The following is a 20426-nucleotide window of genomic DNA, read 5'->3' as shown; positions in this document are numbered from 1 at the left end:
TCCGCCATGAGAGAGATAAGCCTCGACCGCCTGCGCACGCTGGTCACGATCGCGGATCACGGTTCGTTCGCGGAAGCAGCACGCGTGCTGCATCTGGCCGCGCCGACGGTCACGCTTCACATTCAGGAACTGGAGGAACGCGTCGGCGCGCCGCTGCTGTCACGCAAGCGTGGAGAGGTCGTCCCCACCGCGATCGGGGAGACACTGCTGGCAAAGGCCCGCCGCCTGCTGACGGACGCCGGACAGGCGCTGGACGACGTTCAGCGGCAGGTGCAGGGACTCGAAGGGCGCGTGCGGCTCGGCGCATCGACGGGCGCGATCGCGCATCTGCTGCCGAAGGCGCTCGAAGTGCTCGGACGGGACCATCCGGCCATCGACGTGCAGGTCGCGGTGCTGACGTCGCAGGACACGCTCGTCCGCCTCGCGCAAGGGTCGCTCGACGTCGGGCTGGTCGCATTGCCCCAATCCGCTATCGCCGGGCTCGTCATCAAGCCGTGGCGGCGCGACCCGGTCGTCGCGCTGATGCCCGCGTCATGGCCATGCCCGGCCGTCGTGACGCCCAGATGGCTCGCTGGCAGGCCGCTCATCCTCAACGACGCATCGACGCGGCTCTCGCGGTTGACGTCCGAATGGTTCGCGGCCGCCGGGCAACAACCGGTGCCGCGGATCGAACTCAACTACAACGACGCGATCCGGAGTCTGGTCGCGGCCGGTTACGGGGCCGCGCTGTTGCCGAACGAAGGCGATGCGTCCGCGACGCAGGAGCCGCGCACCGTCGTTCGGCCGCTTCGGCCCGCGTTGTGGCGGCGGCTTGGGATCGCGCATGCGAAACAGGTTGCGCGGGCCACGCAGCATGTGCTCGATGTGCTGGGGGAACTGAATGGCCGGCGAGAAAACGGGTAGCGTAATGCGCGATCTGTTTCGATAAGCGCCCAACCGTAACAACGCGCTTCGCCAACCCCGCAACGGAATACCTGAACCAGACTCAACTGCCGGGCTTTCAGAGCAGCCGTTGTGCGATCAACGTGGCTTCCCTCGTCCGGCAAGAAGTAGCCTCCTGCGAACCGCTCTGCACGGTTCGCAGGAGGCGGCGCAATCCTTCAGAGGATTGAATGCGCTTTCAACCAAATCCTTCAACGCTTTCACCATTGCGCACACCGCCGGCCTCTGCGCGTTTTCACCGATAAAAATTCTCGCACGATCGTGCGAAATTATCCCCGTACCGAACAGCAACCCGGCTATCCCGCTCGGCGCTGCGGTTAATGCCCGATGCCTCCCGCCCGCTCGACGCCGCCCTTGCAGCTTGCCAAGCCGATTTTTACTTACGGGTTCCTCAATAAATTCATGGGTAACGAATCCAGCTTAACTGGCCGCTCATAACGGTCTTGGGCCGATATCGGTCGCCCGCATTACACCCGGGCAAAACAGCCAATAGCACTGAATAACCGACGAAAAAATCGAAGTTTCAAACGTGCTCGTGACGGCCGCCGCCGATCCATCGAACACGTCGAAACAGCATCCGCACAACACCGATATCGCTTCACACATCGCACCACGTCAGCAGGACAGGGAGACTAGGGACCATGCAGGCAACGAAGAAAAACCACGCGGCAGCAGTCATCGGAATGATCGGCGCGTGCACGCTCGGCGTCGCGTCGGGCGCGCACGCGCAGAGCAGCGTCACGCTGTACGGCATCGTCGACGCATCCATCATGTACACGAGCAAGACGCAGAACCCGCTGACCGGCGGAAACGCGGGCCATCAGTTCTCGCTCACCGACAGCGGCCTGACCGGTTCCCGCTTCGGCCTGAAAGGCTCCGAGGACCTCGGCGGCGGACTGCGCGCGGAGTTCAACCTCGAAAGCGGCATCAGCGTCGCCAACGGCGGGCTCAACAATTCGAACGGCAACCTGTTCGGCCGCGAAGCGTGGGTGGGGCTGAGCGGCGGCTTCGGTTCCGTGAAGGCCGGCCTGCAATATTCGCCGTTCTTCCTGTCGCTGTACGACTCCGATCCGCGCGGCATGTCGTACTTCGGCAGCGGCCTCGTGAACTACGTCGACAACGTGCTGGTGACGGGCCTGTTCAATTCGAACGCGATCTCGTACACGTCACCCGAGTTCGCCGGCCTGCAAGGCAGCGCGATGCTCGCGCTCGGCGGCGCCGCGGGCGACTTCCAGGCGGGCCGGCAGTATTCGGCCGGCCTTCGTTATCGCGCGGGGTCGCTGACGCTCGACGCGGCGCTCTACAGCGGCAACGCGGGCGGCAGCGCGGCGACGACTCCGATCCCGAGCACGGTCGCGTTCACCGGCCGCACGATCGGCGCGAGCTACCGCTTCGACCGGCTCACGCTGAAGGCCGCGTTCGTGCTGTACAAGGTGGCCGGTTCGTTCGACAACCGCGTCTATTCCGGCGGCCTGAGTTATGCGGTCACGCCGGGACTCGTCGTGGACGCCGGCGTGTACGTGACCCGCGACGGAAACAACTCGAACAACCATTCGGTGATGGCGTCGTCGGGCTTGCAGTATTTTCTGTCGAAGCGGACCACGGTGTACGGGCAGGTCGGCGTCGTGAACAACCACGGCGCGATGGATACCGGGCTGTCGATCAACAACGCGCTGTATGCAGCCACCGGCTCGGGCACGACGGTCGGCGCGAACGTCGGGATCCGGCATATGTTCTAGCGTTCCGACCGCGCGATGTGCAATGCAGTCGCCGCCCGGCGCAGAGACGGGCGGCGGCTGAAATCTAGCCGTGTTGCATGACGGTCTGATCGTGCGTCGAATCTTGAGATGCGTTGGGCGATTTGACTTCGAGCACGGCGGCGAGGAAGCTGGTGAACGCGACCTGCAGCCCGATTACGACGGCAGTTCCCGATGCGATCAATGTTCGAATGAACTGACCGTAGGGCAACGGTCCGAGATCGACCCTCCACCACTGATAGATGCAATAGCCGATTCCCACCAGTCCCGCCAGCAGCAAAATTCCCGAGAAAATGAGCGCGCGCTCCAGCGTGATGGCTTCGGCCAGCCCGCTCATCCGGTAGCCTGGCGGAAGAAAACCTCTCGACGTCGCATATCGCCTGGCAACCAGTGAAAAGGTAATGCACTGGGTCCCGATGATGATCGTCATGCACCCGAGTACCGCGGTATGGACATCGAGCGCGATGTTCGGCGCGATATGAAACTGCCCCGGAAGCGCAATGACGGCCAGCAGAAACCCGATGGCAAAGATCGCGAGGCCGGGATAGAAGAACAGCCACTTGGGACTGAACAGCAGCAGGAACCGGAGGTGTCTCCACCCGTCCCGCCAGGTGCGCAGATGCGGAGGCCGCGACCGCCCGTCTTTTCGAAGGACGGTCGGGACTTCGCTCACGCGGTAGCCGGCCAGCGCGGACCTCACGACCATTTCGCTGGCGAACTCCATTCCCGTGCTTTGCAGATCCAGTTCCAGCATCTTTCTCCGGCTGAATCCGCGCAGACCGCAGTGGAAATCGCCGATACGAATATGGAAAAACAGGCGGCCGATGAAACTGAGAACAGGATTCCCCAGATACTTATGAAGAAACGGCATCGCGCCGGCTTCGATACCGCCCGCGAACCGGTTCCCCATCACGAGATCGCTTCCGGACCTCAGCGCATCGACGAACCCCGTTAAATCGCTGAAGTCGTAACTGTCGTCGGAGTCGCCCATGATGACGTACACGCCTTTTGCCTCGCGGATTCCGTGGATGAGCGCAGCGCCATACCCCCTCATGGGTACGTGCACGACGCGCGCGCCGTGCTGCTGGGCAATCGTTATGGATCCGTCCGTGCTGCCGTTGTCGGCAATGAGCACTTCCCCGGCTATGCCGCTTCTTTCAAGAAAGGCCTGCGCCTTGTCGATACAGACTGCGAGGGTTTCCCGCTCGTTGAGGCACGGCATAAGAATCGTGAGTTCCATGGTGCTCCTCAGTTGTCTGAGGAGGACTATGGTACACGCCCAGCGGGCCCATGGTGTTCTCTGTGTTCCCGATTGTGGCGGATGGCGGCATGAGCCGAGGCGCAAAGCACACCGGAATGCCTCGCGACGACCAGCGCCGGTGGGCATTGCGACCGATGGTCACCCGTTGGGCCGCCGTTGCGTAGGCTGGCCAGGGTTTCCCGACGACGTCCGTGAATGTTGGGAATGCTCGATAGATCGACTCGACGATCCCCATTCGACGGCAACCGCCTGCGCCAGACGCCGCGCCTACCCCTCCGCCACCCGAAACACCGCCACCGACTCGCGCAACTCGTTCGCCTGATCGGCGAGCGAAGCCGCGCTCGCCGCCGCCTGCTCGACGAGCGCCGCGTTCTGCTGCGTGACCGTATCCATCTGCGTGATCGCGATGCCGACCTGCCCGATCCCCTTGCTCTGCTCGGCCGACGCGATCGAAATCTCGTTCATGATCTCCGTGACCCGCGTGACCGATTGCAGGATCTTCTGCATCGAGTCGCCCGCATCGCCGGCGCGCACCCGGCCGCGATCCACCTCCGCGACCGCGCCGTTGATGAGCGCCTTGATCTCGCGCGCGGCCGCCGCCGACCGCTGCGCGAGCGACCGGACCTCGGACGCGACCACCGCGAAACCGCGTCCCTGCTCGCCGGCGCGCGCCGCCTCGACCGCCGCATTCAACGCAAGAATGTTGGTCTGGAACGCGATGCCGTCGATCACGCCGATGATCTGCCCGATCTTGCCCGAGCTTTCCGCGATGGTCGCCATCGATTCCACCACGTCGCTGACGACCTTGTTGCCCTCGCTGACCGTCGCCGACGCGGTGCGCGCCAGTTCGCTCGCCTGCTGCGCGCTCTGCGCGTTCTGCTTCACGGTCGCGGTCAACTGATCCATCGACGACGCCGACTCCGCCAGCGCCGCGGCCTGCTGCTCGGTGCGCTGCGACAGATCGTGATTGCCGGCCGCGATCTCCCGCGTGCCGACGGTGATCGACTCGGCCGTCTGCTTGATGCTGCGGACCATCCGCGTCAGGTTGTGCTGCATGTCGCGCATCGCCGACAGCAGGCTGTGTTTGTCCGCGGCGCGAATGTCGAACGCGATGTTCAGGTCGCCGTCCGCGATGCGCCGGCACAGTTGCGCGGCGAATTCGGGATCGCCGCCGAGGCTGCCGCGTATGCTGCGGATCGTCCACAGGATCCCGGCGGTCACGACGCCGCCGACGACGAGCGTCAGCACGAGGCTCCGCCACAGCATCGCGAAGAACGTCGCGTCGATGTCGTCGACATACGCGCCGGTGTAGATCACCCAGTTCCACTCCGGTATTTCGACGCTGTACGTGAGCTTGCGCGTCGGCTTCTTCTCCCCCGGCTTGATCCAGTGATACTCGCTGACGTGATCCGATCCCGCGCGCGCATGCGTGATGATCTGCTGCGTGATGTCGACGCCCTTCACGTCGCGCACCGTCACCCCTTCGGTCGAGTTCTCCAGCTTCGGCGCCGACGGCAGCAGCACGAGCATCAGCGGCGACAGTTTATAGATTCCGTAATAGCCGCTGTGATCGTCGCCATAACGGACGGGGCGCAGCTGGGCGATCACGTCGCGCTGCGCATCGGCGAGCGGCACTGCGCCGTTCGCAACCTTCGCGCGATAGCCGTCGATGATCCCGACCGCGACGTCGAGATGCTGGGCCAGCAGCCGCTCCCGCTCGTGGATCAGGTCGCTGCGGTAAAACCATGCGTCCGCAACGACGATCGCCACGATGCCGAGCCACATCAGCACGACGATCCCGAACAGCTTCTTCCCCAAGGTCAATACTTTCACGTCGTATCATCCGGTCGTTGTCGCCGCCATGAGCGGAGGCGCTTCATACAGACCCATCTACGGAACAACGCGGCAAAACTTTAAGACCGGAGCGACGGGGAAATCCCCGATTCCGTTTTTGGACGATACGCGCTGGCGCGCGTCGCGCGCCACGTCAACAGGTTGCGGGCAAGAACGGGGGTTCCGCCGGGCGGACGAAATGTCGCTAATGCGTTCGGCGCCGATCGCCATGAATTTAAGCAGGCGCACCATTAATTCATTGATTGACGATGCACCCTTCGCCATAGCGTTGAGGCGACCCGGCAACGACACGCCGACACGCGAAAACGTTTGCGCGCGCAGCGACCCCATCAACAGAGGCCACCGTTCATGCGGAAATAAAAAAGCGACGCACACCGCCCTGGCGCCGCCGCTCGAATCCAGCATCGCCCGCACGAAGCGCGCGGGAACGTTCGCCCTGTTGACCGCTCACTGCCGCATCGAAATAGCGAGCCGGTTCAGCGCATTCATCAACGCCACGACAAACGTCAGATCGGCGATTTCCGCCTCGCTGAAATTCGCCTTCAGCACGTCGAACACGTCGTCGGGCGCATGCGTGCGCGAGATGTCCGTCACCGACTCCGACCAGCCCAGCGCCGCGCGCTCGCGCGCGTCGTAAAGCGGGCTCGCGTGCCAGCCGGCGAGGCTGTCGAGTTTGTCGAGCGGATATCCGCCGTCGCGCAGCAGACGCGTGTGCATCTCCAGGCAAAACGCGCAGCCGTTGATCTGCGAGATCCGCAGATTCACCAGTTCGATCAACGGCTTGCCCAGCGTGCTGCGCGACAGCGCCTTCTTCGTTGCGATCAGCCCCTGGTATGCTTCCGGGGAAAGACGGGAATATTCGAGTCGAAGTGTGCTCATACCGATTCTCCATGGAAAGACCGAAGGGCGCGCGACGCCGCCACCGACCGGCGAAACGCCGCCAGTTGGCCGGCGTCCGGCGCGACGCCCTCCAGATAATGAAAGTCCGTGTCCGCGATGCCGATCGTGGCGAGCGCGTGGCGCAGATAAGGCGTCAGGAAATCCGGCTGGCGCGCAAACGGCCCCGTGCAGACGCCGCCCGAGCGGACCAGCACGAGCGCCGGGCGATCCTTCAGAAGCCCGACCTTGCCTTCGGGCGTGCCCGCGAAGGTGCGTCCGATCCGAAGCACGTAGTCGATCCACAGCTTCAGTGCGGCCGGAACCGTGAAGTTGTGCATCGGCGTGCCGACCAGCAGGAAATCGCAGCGCTCCAGTTCCGCGATCAGCGTTTCCGAACACGAGAACGCGGGGTCGTCGAACGCGCGCGAACCGGTGATCGCCATCGCGTAGTCGCCGGCGATCGGCGCAAGCGGCTCGGCCGCAAGGTCCCGCACCACGACGGACACGCCCGGATATGCGTCCCGCAGCCGCTCGATGACTTCGCGGGCGACCTGGGTTCCGAGCGACGTTTCGCCGTGCGGGCTGCATTGGAGGAAAAGAATGTTCTTCATCGTCGTTGCGTGAATCGCCTGAACCGTTCAAGCCGCCTGGATCGGCTGGCAGAAATGCAGGCCTTTCGAAAGAAGTCCGCTGCGAAAGTAGAAACGCTGCGCCATTGCGTTCGCGAGCCCGGTGTCGAGCACGAGGTACGCGCAGTCCGCACGGACCGCTTCGTCGCGAACCGCATCGAGCAGGCGCTGCCCGATGCCGTGGCTGCGCAGTCCATCGGCCACGACGAGGTCGTCGACGTACGCGAAGCGCCCATACAGCAGGTTCTCCAGCAGCCTGTAACCGGCGAGCCCGACGACTTCGGCGTCCTGTCGCGCGGCCAGCAGCCGGTAGCCGGCCGCCGCCTGACGTTGCACCTGCGCCGCGAACGCCGGCGCGTCGGCCAGATGCGGACGCAGCGCCCGCATCAGGTCGAAACACGCGAGCCGTTCCGGCTGGCTCTCCGCATGGCGAAACTGGATGACTGACATGACCTGGCTTCCCGGCTCCCGTTGACACGTTGCCACTTTAAGAAAAACATGGCATACCGGACAGGTGCAAGAATCGACAAAAGGACCAGGCCATGGCGATCGACACCCGCCTGCTCAAACCGAGCCGGAATCAGCAGGAGCCGATCTATCTTCAGTTGTATCACCGCGTGCGCGACGCGATTGCGAACGGCCAGCTCGGGCCGGGCGATCGCGTGCCGTCGGTCAGAAGTCTCGCGAGCGAACTGAACGTCGCGCGCGGCACGGTGGAAGCGGCCTGGCAGATGCTGATCGGCGAGGGTTATCTGATCGCGCGCGGCCCCGCGGGCACGGTCGTGTCGCCGCAACTCGACGGACGCACCGACGCGGGCCAACCCGCGACGCCCGCGCATACGCCATCGCCGCGCGCCGCGACGCGCAGCGCGTTGCTGCCGTTCCAGTTGGGCATGCCGGCGCTCGACGCGTTTCCGCGCAAGTCGTGGGTTCGGCTGGCCGGCCGCCGACTGCGGTCGATGCAGGTCGCCGACCTGACCTACCCGGACGCGGCCGGATACGAACCGCTGCGGCGCGCCATCGCATCGTATCTCGGCATCTCGCGCGGCATCGCGTGCTCGCCGCAGCAGGTGTTCATCACGGCCGGTTATCGCGGCGCGCTGGACCTGATCTGCCGCACGCTGTTCCGGCCCGGCGACGCGGGCTGGTTCGAGGATCCCGGTTATATCCATGCGCGCGAGTTCCTCCAGCGCGCCGGCATGAAACTCGTGCCGGTGCCGGTGGACGACGACGGATTAAACGTCGAAGCCGGACGGCGCCGCGCGCCGCGCGCCCGTTTCGCGGTCGTCACGCCGACCCATCAGAGCCCGCTCGGCGTCGCGCTGTCGCTGCCGCGACGGCTCGCGCTGCTGGCGTGGGCGCGTTCGCGCGACGCGTGGATCGTCGAGGACGACTACGACAGCGAGTTCCGCTATCACGGCCGGCCGCTGCCCGCGCTGAAGAGCCTCGATCGCGACGGACGCGTGCTGTACACCGGCACGTTCAGCAAGGTGCTGTATCCGGGGCTGCGGCTCGCCTACCTGGTCGTGCCGGAAGCGCGGATCGCGGACTTCGCGGACACGGCGGCCTGGACCGGCGGCGGCGGTTCGCTGCTGCTGCAATCGGTGGCGGCGGATTTCATCGAGCAGGGCCACTTCGTTCGCCACCTGAAGAAGATGCGCGGCCTTTACGCGACCCGCCGGACCTGGCTGGTCGATGCGCTGACGCAGGGGTTCGGCGACGCGCTGCTGCACGTGCCGCCGCGAGCGGGCGGCATCCACGTGCTCGCGCACTGGACGACGCCGCGCGACGACCGGCGGCTCGCGCAGGCGGCGAACTCGCAGGGGCTGGCGATCCAGCCGCTGACCGCGTGGTGCATGCGCGAGTCCGCTACACCGGGCATGATGCTCGGCTTCGCGAACCTGGAATCGGCCCGCCAGGCGCATGCGCAGGTGCGGCGGTTGCATCGGGCGGTTGCGGATCTGCTGTGAGAGCGAACCCGCTCGCCTGCTCGCTCCCGGCCTCGTCCGCCCCGGCGGACGACGACGGCCATTGGGGTCCGGCCGCCGCCAACACCGTCGTCAGTCAGCCCACGGGCGACCGCAATTGCAGGCGCGGCGCCCGTTCACCGCATCTGCACGACGATGCACGCGGCAATCCGGAGGTCTGATGCGAACCCGCCGCAATGTCGCTGCCGGAGATCCCACGCGTGCCGCCGGGGCGTCGAAAATCGAAGTCCGCGCGGCGACGACGCTCAAAGCTTCGCGCCGCCGTCGACGCGCAGCGTGTCGCCCGTCACCCAGTGCGAATCGTCAGACGCGAGGAATACGGCCGCGCCCGCGATGTCGTCCGGCTGCGCGATGCGCTTGAGCGCCTGCATGCCCAGCGTGAAATTGCGGCCGGCGTCCGTCTTCGCGAAGTTCGACATGTCGGTCTCGACGACGCCCGGCGCAATCGCGTTCACGCGAATCCCGCGCTCGCCGAGCGCGAACGCGAAGTGCCGCACGAGCGTATCGACCGCGCCCTTCGTCGCCGCATACGCGGACAGGTTGTTCACCGCCGAGCGCGCGGCGAGCGACGACAGCAACACGACGCTGCTGCCTTCGCCGAGCACCGGCAGCAGTTGCTGCACGAGGAAAAACGGCGCGCGCACGTTGACGGCGAACAGCCTGTCGAAGTCCTCGACGGTCGTTTCCTCGATCAGGGCGGCCTTCGACACGCCCGCGTTCGCGACGAGGATGTCGAGCCGTTCGCCGGCCAGTTCGCGCACGCGCTTCGCGAGTTCGTGCGGGCCGTCCGCGGCGCGCAGGTCGGCGGCGACCTTGTCGGCCCGACCGCCCGCCGCGCGGATCGCCTCGACCACCGCGTCGGCGGCCGCTCCGGCGCTGCCGTAGTGAACCAGCACGCGCGCGCCCTCGCCGGCCAGCGCGAGCGCGATGGAGCGGCCGATGCCGCGCGATGCGCCGGTCACGAGCGCGGTCTTGCCTGTCAAACGGGTCATGGTGAAGTTCTCTCGAATGTCGTCGATAAAAGAGTCAAGCGCGTGCGGTTACAGGTTCCGCGAGGAACTGCGCGACGTGCCGGACGAACCGCTCCGGGTACTGGTAAAGCGAGCCGTGGTTGGCGTCCGGATAGATGATCAGTTGCGCATCCGGAATGTGCTGCTGCAGGATCCACGAGTTGATCGAATAGATGATCACGTCGTGGTCGCCGTTGACGACGAGCGTCGGCTGCGCGATCGCGTGCAGGTAGTCGTATGGGTTGTCGCGCGGCGCGCCCCACTTCGCGAGCGCGGCGATCTGCGCGGGCGCGACCTTGTCGTCGACTTCGGGGTCGCGATCGTCGGCGCGCAGGCGAAAGCGTTTCAGGAACGCGCGGCCCGCCGCCTGGCTCGCGTCCGATGGCGCGAAGTGAATGCGCAGCCACAGGTCGTCCGGATGCGCGTACGACGCACCCAGGATCTCCTGCGCCTCGGGCGTCAGCGACACCATCCCTTCGCCGCTGCGCGGCCCGGTCCCGACGAGAATCAGCTTGCGCACCCGTTGCGGTTTCGTGAGCGCCAGTTGCTGCGCGATCAGGCCGCCCATCGAGAAGCCGAGCACGTCGACCTGTGCGAGGCCCAGCGCGTCGATGAACGCGCCGGCATTCGCGGCCATTTCCTCGATCGATTCGGGCACCGCGCCCGAACTGCTGGAAATCCCGGCGTTGTTGAACAGGATCACTTCGCGGCCCTGCGCGAGACCGTCGGTGACGGCCGGGTCCCAGTGGTCCATCGTGCCCGTGAAGTGGATGTTCATCACGAGCGGCACGCCGTCCGGATGGCCGAAGCGGCGATACGCAAACCGGATGCCGTTCGCTTCGACGTAGCGGGTCGGCGCGGTCTGGTGAGTCGGGGTGGTCATGGCTGTTTCCTTTCAGGAATCCGTTGAAAAGCGAATGCGGCGGCAGTTCAATCCGGGAACCGCGCGCCGAACATCGGCAGGCCGCTCGCGGACTGCGCGCGCGTCGCCTCGTCCTGCAGCACGTCCCAGTGCTCGGCCAGCCTGCCGTTCTCGAAGCGCACGATGTCGGCGGCGATCCACGCGGCGGCCCGGCCGTTTCCGGAGAAGCGGCCGTGCGCGATCACGTAGTCGCCGTCCGCGACGATCAACTGGTTCTCGTAGCGCAACGTGTCCGGCAGCGTGCGGATCAGGTCGAACAGCCCTGACCTTCCGGGCGCGATGTGCGCGCTGTGCTGGATGTAACTGTCCGACCAGAAACGCTCGGCGGCCGCATAGTCGCGCCGGTTGAACAGCGTGTCGAACGCTTCGAGCAGCAACGCCTTGTTCTGCCCGGGAGTTGTCGTGGCCATCTGGATCTCCATCGGCGCAAGACGCCGGTCAGGGGTGCAGCGGACGGGACCTTCGCGCGGCGGCGCTACGCATCTTCGCCGATCGAATCGACGCGGTCGGGGTAGAACGCCAGGTGATCGCGGATCTCCGCGACGGCCGGATACGGCGCTTCGTATGTCCAGATCGCGTTGACGGATCGTTCGCCACCCGAAGGAATCGAGTAGTACGCGGCGTCGCCCTTGTACGGGCAATACGTCGTGAGATCCGTTCGTTCGAGCGCGTGCATGACGACATCCTTGCGCGGGATGTAGAACACGGCCGGATAACGCGCTTCGCGCAGCGTGAGCGCGTCGCGCGTGTCGGCGATCACCTGGCCCGCGACGGTGACGACAACGCGCGACGGATTGCGCTCGATCGTGATCGGATGGTCGGGGCCGGGGATCTTCACGATTTTCCCGGTGGAAACAGGGCTTTCGGACATGGCTTGGCTCCTTTCTTCAAGCGGCTTCATGGGCCGGCGGATTCGTTTCTTGCGCCGGCAGGTCGTCGTAGGCGGGGAAATCGATGTACGCGCGTTCGTCGCCGCCCCAGAACGCATCGCGCCGATACGGCGCGAGCGGCAGATCGCGGCGCAGGCGCGCGGGCAGGTCGGGGTTCGAAGAGAACCACCGGCCGAACGCAACGAGGTCGGCGTCGCCGCGTTGCAGGATCTGCTCCGCGCTGTCGCGGCCGAAACCGCCGGCGGCGATGATCGGCCCGTCGAACACGCGGCGCAGAAACGCCGACGCAACCGGCGCCTGATCTTCGACCAGCGTTTCGGTGCCCATCACGCGCGGCTCGATCACGTGCAGATAAGCGAGGCCATACGCGTTCAGACGCCCGGCGAAATAACCGAACGTCGCTTCCGGGTCGCTATCGGAGACCGCGCCCCAGCGCCCGCTCGGCGACACGCGCACGCCGACGCGATCGGCGCCCCACACCGAAGCCAGCGCGTCCACCGCTTCCAGCGAAAAACGCGCGCGTTTTTCGATCGTTCCGCCGTATGCGTCCGTGCGCCGGTTCGTGCCGTCCTGCAAAAACGTGTCGGCCAGGTAGCCGTTCGCGTTGTGCAGTTCGACGCCGTCGAAGCCAGCCGCCTTCGCGCGTTCCGCCGCGCGCCGGAACGACTCGACCAGCGCCGGAATCTCGTCGATTTCGAGCGCGCGATGCGGCGAGTTCGGCACCCAGCCGTCCTGCGTGAACACGGTGGTTTCATACGGCACGACGGACGGCGCGATCGGCGCATTGCCCCAGCTCAGATCGACGTGAGACTGCCGGCCGTCGTGCGCGATCTGCATGAAGATGCGCGCGCCCTTCGCGTGAACCGCGTCGGCGACCTGTTTCCAGCCCTCGACGTGGGCGTCGGTATAGATACCGGGCGCGCCGAGATAACCGCGGCTGTCGTACGACGGATGCGCGCTCTCGGTAATCAGCAGCCCGCCTTGCGATGCGCGCTGCCGGTAGTACTCGACCATCATCGCGCCGGGGCTGTCGCCGGCGTCCGAGCGCAGCCGCGTCATCGGCGCGTGGACGACGCGATGCGACAACCGGAACGGCCCCACGGCCACCGGAGAAAACAGCTTCATGTCTTCGTCGGTCATTTCGGATACCCCTTTGCAGGGCCCATAAGCCCTGATCGATGCGCGTCGGCGAATGCCGGCGGACAACCAATCTAGCGGCCGCCGGCGCAAAGAAAAAAGACTTTCCAGGCTGGCCCGCATGCCTGGAAAGCATGGGGGGTTGTCGGGTCGGCTAAAGCCTCGATACGGGTTCGCTGCATGACGCTCATCCTTCCCCGCCCGGCGCGCGTTTTTCCCGCAACGCCGTCACGCGCCCGGCTCCTTCCCGCGTTCGCAGCGCGCCGAGCGCGGTCAGGAACGTCCGCAGATCGAGGCCGTTGCGGTAGTCGACGTCGATGTATGCGAGCGCGATCGCGCCGTCGCGATCGAGCAGATAGGTCGCGGGAATCGGCACGAGCCACGTTGCACGGCCCCGGCTGACCGGCGGTTCGTAGCCCAGCGACGCATAACGCGGGCGCAGCGCGGCGGGCAGCTCGAACGCCAGCCCGAACGCGCGTGTCACCCTCATGTCCGCGTCGACCAGCGTGCGGATCGGCATCGCGTCGTCGAACGGGCTTCCCGCGCACGGCACGATCGCGACGGCGCTCGCGCCGAGTGTCGCCATTTCGCGCTCATGCGCGGCAAGGCTCGCGAGATCGCGTTCGCCGAAACTGCACCACGCGCCGCGGGCGAAATGCAGCACGACCGGCCCGCGTCCCAGCAGCCGCTCAAGCGACAGCCTGCGCCCCTGCGTGTCGCCGAGCGAAAACAGCGGCGCATGTTTGCCCGCGCGCAGCGCGCCCGCTGCGGCGGCGGAGGCCGCCGTCATCGCCAGTTGCGCATCGGGGTCCGCCGCAACGCCGGACACTCCGCTAGAATCCGCTTGAACTATCGACATGGGCTTCACAAGGTATGCCGCGTGTTTCGACCGGCTTCGGGCTTCGGCTCATCCACCGCGGAACGAATCGGACCGGCTAGCCGACCCTCCACCGGAGAATCGCAATGGACCGCCTCGCGGCGATCGAAATCTTCATTCGCGTCGTCGATACCGGCTCGTTTTCGGCGGCGGCGAGGCACTTCGACATCGGACAGCCGGCCGTATCGAAGGCGGTCGCGCAGCTCGAAGACTGGCTCGGCGTCAAACTGCTGCTGCGCTCGACGCGCGCGCTCACGCCGACGGAAGCGGGACAGAGCTTCTATCAACGCGCGCGGCGCGCGGTCGAGGAAACGGACGAAGCGGTGCTCGCCGCGCGCGGCACGGCGGCCGGCCTCACGGGCAAGCTGCGGGTGTCGGCCGCGGTGTGCTTCGCGCGGCTGCACATCGTGCCGCGCCTGCCGGCGTTTCTCGACCAGCATCCCGCGCTCGACCTCGAACTCGTGCTCGACGACCGCAACATCGACCTCGTCGAAGAAGGCATCGACGTCGCGCTGCGCATGGGCGAGCTGGCCGATTCGAACATGACCGCGCGCCGCATCGGCGAAGCGCGGCGGCGGGTGCTGGCGACGCCCGCGTATTTCGGGCGGCATGGCGTGCCGGGCGCACCCGCCGACCTGCTCGCGCATCGCGCGGTCATCTACACGCGCGATGCGGGTGGCGAGGACTGGACGTTCCGCAAGGACACCGCCGAAGTGTCGGTGCGGCTGCAAGGCCGCGTGAAAATCTCCGCGACCGAAGGGCTGCGCGCCGCCGTGTTCGCGGACATGGGGCTGGCCATCGCGTCGGAATGGGCGTTCTCGCCGGAGCTGAAATCGGGCGCGGTCGTGTCCGTGATGGACGACTGGATGCTGCCGACGGTCCCGTTGTCCGCCGTCTATCCGACCGGCCGGATGGCGAGCACGAAGGCGCGCCAGTTCACCGCTTTCGTCGAGGAATGCCTCGCGCCCGAGTTCGCACCGGAACGGCTGGGCGGGCGCAGCGGACCGCGCGCCGCGTGACGGCGGGTGCCGGGCGGCACCGCGCATGGCTGCACCGCCCGGCACGTCGTCGTCGCCCGGAGCCATCCTTCGCCTCATCTGCAAACCCGTGTTCCCGAAGCGGTTGCGCATGATGGTCCCCGTCACGATCGGCGCCGGTCAGGCGGACTCGGTTTCGTCCAGCGCGGCATCGGCTCCCGCCGGCGCTGACGCAGGCGACGCGTCGTAAGCGGGAAAGTCCGAGTAGTGCTGCTCGGTGCCGCCCCAGAACGCGGCGCGCACATATGGCGTCAACGGCAGGTCGTGTTGCAGGCGATACGGCAGATCCGGATTCGACGAGAAGTGACGCCCGAACGCGACGAGATCCGCGTGGCCTGCTTCGACGATCGCCATCGCGCTGTCTCGATCGAAACCGCCCGCCGCGATGATCGGCCGCGTGAAATGCGGGCGCAGATACGCGGCGGCCACGGCCGGGTGTCCGGCGTGCAGCGTGTCGTCGCCTTTCACGCGAGGTTCGATCACGTGCAGATACGCGATGCCGTAGTCGTTCAGCACCTTCGCGACATGGCTGAACGTCGCTTCCGGATCGCTGTCCGAAATGCTGCCCCATTCGCCCGACGGCGAAATGCGCACGCCCACGCGATCCGCGCCGAACACCGAGATTAGCGCCTCGACCGCTTCGCGCAGGAACCGCGCGCGGTTTTCGATCGGGCCGCCGTATGCGTCCGTGCGCCGGTTCGTGCCGTCCTGGATGAACTGGTCGACGAGATAGCCGTTCGCGGCATGCAGTTCGACGCCGTCGAAACCGGCCTTTTTAGCGCGCGCCGCCGCGGCGCGAAAGTCCTCGACGATGCCCGGAATCTCCTCGATGCCGAGCGCGCGATGCGGCGACACCGGCACGAAACCGTCCTTCGTGAGCGCGACGCCGTCGAACGGCACGACCGACGGCGCGACCGGATCGGCGCCGCCCGTCACCTCGACGTGACTCTGCCGGCCGCCGTGGATCAGTTGCAGGAACACGCGGCCGCCCTTCGCGTGTACGGCATCGGTGATCGCCTGCCAGCCCGCGTGCTGGCCGTCGTGATAGAAACTCGCCGCGCCGAGGTACGAGCGCGCGTGAGCCGAGATGCTCGCCGCCTCGACGATCACCAGACCGCCTTCCGACGCGCGCTGACCGTAGAAGTCGGCCATCATCGGGCTAGGAATGTCGTTCGGCTGGAGCGTGCGCAGGCGGGTCATCGGCGCGAGCACGACGCGATGGTCGAGGTCGTATGCGCCGACCTTGATGGAGTTGAACAGCGTGGCCATGAGGTTGTCCTTCGAGAATGGATCGGGCGGCGGAGGGTTCCGGCGCTCACGCGATGCGTTGGGATCGAATGTAGAAGCTCGCGCCGGCTTCGGATAGCCGTTCGCGGGGATAGCGTTCATTCCGGATCCGGATGAATCGGCGCGCGGGACACCGTCCGCCGACTTCGATTCGCCCCCCCGTGGCCGCCTGCGCGGGCGGCCCGTCCACTCCGTTGCCGAATACCGCAGCGGCGGCGTCTAGACCGTCACGACGATCTTGCCGAACTGGCTGTTCTGCTCCAGATAACGGTGCACGTCGGCCATCTCGTCGAACTTGAACACGCGGTCGATGACCGGCTTCAGCGCGCCGCTCGCGAGCCCGCTCACGATGAATTCGACTGCCGCCTTGCGGCGCGTTTCGTCGCCGCTCGTCAGCCAGATGTTGTGCCCCTTGATGGTCAGCATGCGGGCGATCATCGGCAGCACCGGCAGCGGCGTCGGATCTTCGTCGAGCGCGCCGTACAGGTACACCGTGCCCTGGAACGACAGCGCCGCGATCAGCTTCGTGAAGGTCGGGCCGCCGACCGGATCGAACACGACGCGCGCGCCCTTGCCGTCCGTGATGCGCATGACCTCGGCCACCATGTCCTCTTCCCCGGTCGCGATCACGTGGGCCGCACCCGCTTCGAGCAGCGGCGCGCGCTTGGCCGACGTGCGCGTCAACGCGATCGAAGTCGCGCCGGCGAGATTGGCGATCTGGATGGCCGCGAGCCCGACGCTGCTGGACGCCGCCGGGATGATCACGAAGTCGCCTTTGCCCACCCGGGCGTCCTCGATCAGCGCGCCGTAGGGCGTCATGAACATCATCCAGACCGACGCCGCCTCGGTGAACGAAAGCGATGGCGGATGCTTCACGACCGCGTAAGCCGGCAGCGTGACGACCTCGCCATACGTGAAGTATTGATTCATCGAGAACGACGGGATCACGCTGACCGCGTCTCCGACGGCGATGCCGGTCACGTCCTGGCCGACCGCATCGACGATGCCGGCCGCCTCATAGCCGAGGCCCGCCGGAAACTGCACCGGCTCGATATAGAGATCGTTCCGCCACATCGATTCGGCGCGATTGATGCCGATCGCCTTCACCTCGATGCGGACTTCGCTGGGCGCGGGCGCGCGGACCGGCGTATCGACGAATTCGAGCACTTCCGGACCGCCGGCTTTCGAGAACTGGATGATGCGTGACATGCGAATCTCCTGAACGTGGTGAAATGAACGAGAACGACTCAAGCGTTCCGTCCCGCGTCGCAGGCCGGAAAACCGGAGTCGTGCCGCTCCGGAACGCCGCGCGCATGAATGGCGCAAGCGCGACCCGATGCGCGAGCGTTTGCGCACCGGCCAGCTTCGGCGTGAATGCAGCGTACTACGCGGCTGCATTCGCGTCCCGGCACCCAGCCTGCTGCGGCCAGTTGCGACCTGCTGCCCACTGCGACGAGTCTCGCCATTTCCGGATTCCCGCGATCAATCCGGCGCAACGAGCCGGAACACCGCAACGTGCGGCTCGGGACTGAGCCAATGCTGGTCGATCGCCCACCCGCCGAGCCGGCCAGCAATCCGAACGATTCGACGGTGAACTTGTGCGAGCTTTCGGTATGGAGCCGCTCGCCGGCCTTGAACGCGAAACCGCGGCCGGCAACGTGAACGAGCTGGTCGATCCGGCTGACGAGATGCATCTCGATCCGCTGCAACGGCGCGTTCCAGATCGCGCGGTGATCGAACGCGTCCAGGTCGAAATCGCCGCTCAATTCGCGGTTGATCCGCGCCAGCAGGTTCTTGTTGAAGCGTGCGGTGACGCCGGCCGCATCGTCGTACGCGGTGACGAGCGTTGCCGGATCCTTCACCATGTCCACTCCGATGATCAGGCTGCCGCCGGGTCCCAGCAGACTGCGCACCGTGCGCAGAAGCTGGACGGCTTCGGGCGGCGTGAAGTTGCCGATCGTCGAGCCCGGAAAGAAACCCACGCGCGGCGCATGGCCGACCGGCGAAGGAAGCGCGACGGCGCGCGTGAAGTCCACCGTCACCGGCAACACCCGCAGCGACGGATAATCGCGCGCGATGCGCGCGGCCGCCTGCTGCAACGCGTCCGGGCTGATGTCGATCGGCACATATGCGCCGACCTGCGGCGCCGCGTCGAGAATCAGCCGGGTCTTCTCGCTGGCCCCGCTGCCGAATTCGACCAGCACCGCGCCGCTTTCGATCGTCGCCGCGATCTGCGGCGCGCGGCTGCGCAGCAGCGCCGTCTCCGTGCGCGTCACATAGTATTCGGGCGTCGCGCAGATTTCCTCGAACAACGCCGAGCCGCGCTCGTCGTAGAAGTATTTCGGCGGCGTCGCCTTCTGCGGCATCGACAGGCCCGCGACGATATCCGCTTCGAAGCGGCCCCGGTCGTTGTCGTCGCCGGGTGAGCGCCGCGAGCCGGCATCGCGGGACGCATCGCGAGCCGCGTCCCGAACAAGCCGCAGCCCCGCGAACATCCAGCGTTGCTCCGGCCGGAAGAAGTTGCGGTAGCTGCACCGCGCATGCTCCGGCGACGTCACGCTCGCGCTGCCGCGCAGCACCATCTGCCCGACCATGAACTTGCCGTTGTACTCGCCGACTGCGTCGTCCGTCGCGCGAAAACCCGGATACGCGCCATACGCGCTTTGGGTCCATTGCCAGGCGACGCCGTCGGCCTGCTCCAGCAGGCCGGCGTTCGCCGCCGTCTCCCATTCCGCCTCGGTCGGCAGGCGCGCGCCCGCCCAGTTCGCGAACGCCGCCGCCTCGTAATAGCTGACGTGCGTGACCGGCGCATCGGGGTCCAGCGGGCGCAGCCCGGCGAGCGTCATCACGCTCCAGTCCACACCGTTCGCCGCGCGCTCCCAGTAGAGCGGCGCGCTCCAGCCCTCGGCCTGCACGAGCGCCCAGCCGTCGGACAGCCAGAGCCCCGCGCGCCGATAACCGCCGTCGTCGATGAACTGTAGCCACTCGCGGTGGGTGACGAGACGGTCGCCGATCTCGAACGGCTCGATCCAGGTTCGGTGACGCGGACGTTCGTTGTCGAACGCGAAAGCCGTTCCATCGTCGCCGATGTCGAGCAGACCGCCCGCATGGAACCGGAATCGCGCGGGCCGTCCGCCGCGATCGGCCGGCCAGTCCGATCGATAGGCCGGCTTGAGCGGCGACTGGGCGAACAGATGCAGCACGTCCATCAGCAGCAGTTCCTGGTGCTGCTCCTCGTGCGCGATACCGAGTTCGATCAGCGCAACCAGCGCGTCGGGCAGCGCGGCGTCGAACATCTGCGCCATCTGTGCATCGACGTAGCGCCGGTACGCGTCGATCTGCGCGCCGGTCGGCCGGGTCAGCAGGCCGCGCTGGCGGCGTGGCTGCCTCGGACCGAGCACTTCGTAATAGGAGTTGAACAGATACGCGAAACCCGCATCGAATACGCGATAACCGGGCAGATGCCCGCTCAGCACGAACGTTTCGAAAAACCACGTCGTATGCGCGAGATGCCAGTTCGCGGGGCTCGCATCGGCCATCGACTGCACCACCCGGTCCTCGGCCGCGAGCGGGGCCGCAAGGCTCGCCGTATAAAGACGCACGCGGCTGAAACGTTCGTGCAGATTTTCAACGGCGGAAGATTTCCGATCGTTCGTGCTTGCGGAAACCCGCGGATAGCGGCTTGTGTCTTCGGCGGAGTGATTCAGGCTCATACGGGTTCCCACGTGCGATCGGTTGATGGCCGGCCGCAGGGTCGCGCGCCGGTCCGCAGGAATTTATCCACTGACTTGATGACAAAGAAGGCTCGAATCGGGAATATCCGTCATTCCAGATCGGGATGAATGAGCTGGATGGCGACGCGACGGGGCTAACGACAACGCCGGCGAACCGCAGGACCGGGGCTGACGAATTGAAATTGAATGTATCGCCGCGCCGAAGCCCTGTCCTTTGGGATG

At 66.4% G+C, this 20426-nt stretch carries 19 protein-coding genes and 1 pseudogene; 4 read left to right on the top strand and 16 right to left on the bottom strand.

What is annotated here, in order from left to right:
• Positions 1 to 6 precede the first annotated feature (6 nt).
• Together BLV92_RS25060 and BLV92_RS25055 are read left to right on the top strand one after the other, a co-directional pair.
• Complete coding sequence (locus tag BLV92_RS25060; protein ID WP_090550317.1) at positions 7 to 903, top strand: LysR family transcriptional regulator; 897 nt, start codon at positions 7 to 9, stop codon at positions 901 to 903.
• A 680-nt stretch (positions 904 to 1583) separates the two neighbouring features.
• Positions 1584 to 2681, top strand: a complete 1098-nt coding sequence (locus tag BLV92_RS25055) for a porin (protein ID WP_373681842.1) — start codon at positions 1584 to 1586, stop codon at positions 2679 to 2681.
• A 64-nt stretch (positions 2682 to 2745) separates the two neighbouring features.
• Here the strand turns inward: BLV92_RS25055 and BLV92_RS25050 are convergent, their stop codons facing one another.
• The 6 genes from BLV92_RS25050 to BLV92_RS25030 form a co-directional block, all read right to left on the bottom strand.
• Positions 2746 to 3939, bottom strand: coding sequence for a glycosyltransferase family 2 protein (locus BLV92_RS25050; RefSeq protein ID WP_090550311.1), 1194 nt, complete (start codon positions 3937 to 3939; stop codon positions 2746 to 2748).
• 288 nt (positions 3940 to 4227) lie between these two features.
• Positions 4228 to 5745: a methyl-accepting chemotaxis protein gene (locus tag BLV92_RS25045; RefSeq protein ID WP_441339235.1), complete on the bottom strand. Its 1518-nt coding sequence runs from the start codon at positions 5743 to 5745 to the stop codon at positions 4228 to 4230.
• Between the two features lie 105 nt (positions 5746 to 5850).
• Positions 5851 to 6219 (bottom strand): hypothetical protein, encoded by a 369-nt coding sequence (locus tag BLV92_RS31785; RefSeq protein WP_143040725.1) that lies wholly within the window; start codon positions 6217 to 6219, stop codon positions 5851 to 5853.
• A gap of 42 nt (positions 6220 to 6261) precedes the next feature.
• Positions 6262 to 6693: a carboxymuconolactone decarboxylase family protein gene (locus BLV92_RS25040; protein ID WP_090550306.1), complete on the bottom strand. Its 432-nt coding sequence runs from the start codon at positions 6691 to 6693 to the stop codon at positions 6262 to 6264.
• Positions 6690 to 7304, bottom strand: a complete 615-nt coding sequence (locus tag BLV92_RS25035; RefSeq protein WP_090550305.1) for an FMN-dependent NADH-azoreductase — start codon at positions 7302 to 7304, stop codon at positions 6690 to 6692. The genes BLV92_RS25040 and BLV92_RS25035 overlap by 4 nt, the downstream gene beginning before the upstream one ends.
• A 27-nt stretch (positions 7305 to 7331) precedes the next feature.
• Entirely contained in the window at positions 7332 to 7772 is a 441-nt protein-coding gene (locus BLV92_RS25030) for a GNAT family N-acetyltransferase (RefSeq protein ID WP_090550302.1), read from the bottom strand.
• Positions 7773 to 7870: 98 nt separating this feature from the next.
• On the opposite strand from BLV92_RS25030, the gene pdxR reads away from it, so the two are divergent.
• Positions 7871 to 9292 carry a MocR-like pyridoxine biosynthesis transcription factor PdxR gene (gene pdxR / locus BLV92_RS25025; RefSeq protein WP_090551432.1) on the top strand — a complete coding sequence of 474 codons (1422 nt, stop codon included), beginning with the start codon at positions 7871 to 7873 and terminating at the stop codon, positions 9290 to 9292.
• Positions 9293 to 9555: 263 nt separating this feature from the next.
• On the opposite strand, the gene BLV92_RS25020 is transcribed toward pdxR, so the two are convergent.
• The 6 genes from BLV92_RS25020 to BLV92_RS24995 form a co-directional block, all read right to left on the bottom strand.
• On the bottom strand, positions 9556 to 10302 hold the full coding sequence (locus tag BLV92_RS25020; RefSeq protein ID WP_090550300.1) for an SDR family NAD(P)-dependent oxidoreductase: 747 nt from the start codon (positions 10300 to 10302) through the stop codon (positions 9556 to 9558).
• 34 nt (positions 10303 to 10336) lie between these two features.
• A complete protein-coding gene (locus tag BLV92_RS25015; protein ID WP_090550297.1) occupies positions 10337 to 11203 on the bottom strand; it encodes an alpha/beta fold hydrolase in 867 nt (288 codons plus the stop codon).
• A gap of 47 nt (positions 11204 to 11250) precedes the next feature.
• Positions 11251 to 11652 (bottom strand): nuclear transport factor 2 family protein, encoded by a 402-nt coding sequence (locus BLV92_RS25010; RefSeq protein ID WP_090550295.1) that lies wholly within the window; start codon positions 11650 to 11652, stop codon positions 11251 to 11253.
• A gap of 65 nt (positions 11653 to 11717) precedes the next feature.
• Entirely contained in the window at positions 11718 to 12113 is a 396-nt protein-coding gene (locus tag BLV92_RS25005; protein ID WP_090550292.1) for a DUF427 domain-containing protein, read from the bottom strand.
• A gap of 16 nt (positions 12114 to 12129) precedes the next feature.
• Positions 12130 to 13272: an alkene reductase gene (locus BLV92_RS25000; protein ID WP_090550289.1), complete on the bottom strand. Its 1143-nt coding sequence runs from the start codon at positions 13270 to 13272 to the stop codon at positions 12130 to 12132.
• 184 nt (positions 13273 to 13456) lie between these two features.
• Positions 13457 to 14098 (bottom strand): peroxiredoxin-like family protein, encoded by a 642-nt coding sequence (locus tag BLV92_RS24995; protein WP_167627141.1) that lies wholly within the window; start codon positions 14096 to 14098, stop codon positions 13457 to 13459.
• 134 nt (positions 14099 to 14232) lie between these two features.
• On the opposite strand from BLV92_RS24995, the gene BLV92_RS24990 reads away from it, so the two are divergent.
• Positions 14233 to 15165 carry a LysR family transcriptional regulator gene (locus tag BLV92_RS24990; RefSeq protein ID WP_090550284.1) on the top strand — a complete coding sequence of 311 codons (933 nt, stop codon included), beginning with the start codon at positions 14233 to 14235 and terminating at the stop codon, positions 15163 to 15165.
• A 138-nt stretch (positions 15166 to 15303) separates the two neighbouring features.
• Here BLV92_RS24990 and BLV92_RS24985 read toward each other — a convergent pair whose 3' ends face one another.
• The 4 genes and pseudogenes from BLV92_RS24985 to egtB all read right to left on the bottom strand — a co-directional run.
• Positions 15304 to 16452 carry an alkene reductase gene (locus tag BLV92_RS24985; protein WP_090550281.1) on the bottom strand — a complete coding sequence of 383 codons (1149 nt, stop codon included), beginning with the start codon at positions 16450 to 16452 and terminating at the stop codon, positions 15304 to 15306.
• A gap of 237 nt (positions 16453 to 16689) precedes the next feature.
• Positions 16690 to 17679 (bottom strand): zinc-dependent alcohol dehydrogenase family protein, encoded by a 990-nt coding sequence (locus tag BLV92_RS24980; RefSeq protein ID WP_090550278.1) that lies wholly within the window; start codon positions 17677 to 17679, stop codon positions 16690 to 16692.
• 38 nt (positions 17680 to 17717) lie between these two features.
• Positions 17718 to 18836, bottom strand: coding sequence for an L-histidine N(alpha)-methyltransferase (gene egtD, locus BLV92_RS32730; protein ID WP_244283947.1), 1119 nt, complete (start codon positions 18834 to 18836; stop codon positions 17718 to 17720).
• Positions 18837 to 18935: 99 nt separating this feature from the next.
• Positions 18936 to 20183, bottom strand: a pseudogene (egtB, locus tag BLV92_RS32725) (ergothioneine biosynthesis protein EgtB); the annotation flags it as partial.
• Positions 20184 to 20426 lie beyond the last annotated feature (243 nt).

It is taken from the genome of Paraburkholderia caballeronis (assembly GCF_900104845.1).
In the GTDB taxonomy this organism is placed as follows: Bacteria; Pseudomonadota; Gammaproteobacteria; order Burkholderiales; family Burkholderiaceae; genus Paraburkholderia; species Paraburkholderia caballeronis.
This window is presented reverse-complemented; position numbering and strand designations above follow the sequence as displayed.